Source organism: Microvirga aerilata, assembly GCF_016743775.1.
Classification (GTDB): Bacteria; Pseudomonadota; Alphaproteobacteria; order Rhizobiales; family Beijerinckiaceae; genus Microvirga; species Microvirga aerilata.
Map to the genome: position 1 here is coordinate 1 of NZ_JAEQMY010000292.1, position 1238 is coordinate 1238.

At 57.7% G+C, this 1238-nt stretch carries 1 protein-coding gene and 1 pseudogene; both read left to right on the top strand.

Translation table 11 applies throughout. From position 1 onward, the window contains the following. Positions 1-296 precede the first annotated feature (296 nt). Entirely contained in the window at positions 297-1001 is a 705-nt protein-coding gene (locus tag JKG68_RS32420) for a sigma-70 family RNA polymerase sigma factor (protein WP_202066546.1), read from the top strand. Positions 1002-1156: 155 nt separating this feature from the next. After that, positions 1157-1238 (top strand): annotated as a pseudogene (locus JKG68_RS35205) (IS6 family transposase); the annotation flags it as partial.

Consider the following 1238-nt stretch of genomic DNA (forward strand, 5'->3'; position numbering starts at 1 on the left):
TGCTGCCTGGGTCATGACAAACCTCCTGCGCAGAACGATCTATAGAACTAACCCGACTTAGATCGGGCGAGTTCCGCCGCCAAGTACAAATGAACTGGAGTGACTATGTCTTCCGCCCAAGATAGTCCAGAGCCTATCGAGCCCATTACGTGGGCGCAGTTTTGAAGCCCTTAGACCCACCGGCAGATCGGGGCAGGAATGTCATCGGCAGGCTCCGTTCCATCCCCAGTCGAATAAGCTGGCTGACGGGCACCCCCAGGTGTATGGTCAGGCTGTGGTTCAGGTGGAGCGATGCCATGACAATCGCCGCTCGCAGACACACCCCTCCTTCCTCTCAAGTCAAGGATTGCAACCGGCATGCACGGCATAGACTGAGGCGGCTGCGCCATATCCATCGCATACCACACACGCAGCAACTCGCCCTCGTTGAAGAGGCTCGCGTAAGCCGCCGCCTCAAGCATCTGCGCAACCAGATACTCGCCTTTCTCCCGCACCTGAGAGCGTTTGCCCTGCATCTGACCCACGATGCTGTCAGAAGCGATGACCTTGTGCAGACGACCGTCCTGCGCGCCTGGACAAACCTGGATCGCTTCCAGCCAGACACCAACCTTGAAGCGTGGCTGTTCACCATCCTGCGCAACAGCTTTCACTCAGAGTACCGCAAGCGTAGACGGGAGGTTGAGGACCCGGACAGTGCCTACGCCAGACGCCTGATGGTTCAATCCGAGCAAGAGTCCAGAGTGATGCTGGATGACGTTCAACAGGCACTCATGCGCCTGCCCCTGGAGCAACGTGAGGCGATCCTCCTGATTGGGTGCCAAGGCGAGAGCTACGAGGATGCGGCTGCAATCTGTGGGGTGGCCGTGGGCACGATGAAGAGCCGTGTCAATCGGGCGCGTACCCAGCTTGTCGAGTTGCTACAGATGGACGACCGGCACGACATCGGTTTGGATCGGCTGACGCAAGCCGCACTGCAACAGCCTTCGGGAAATGCCTCGTAGCTGATAGTTATACGTCCTGTCTCAAGTCTGTTCTGGAGGTCGCAGCGACGTTCTGCTGGACCAATACTTAGTTCTTTATACATAGGTGACAGAGCCACAAAGGGGCGTTGTTACGCTAACCTGGTCATGGGAACGAGCGGTGTAGATGGGCTGGCATGATCAAGTCCGTCAGCTACAAACACCATCGCTTCCCGCCTGAGATCATCGCCCATGCGGTCTGGTTGTACCTCCGGTTTC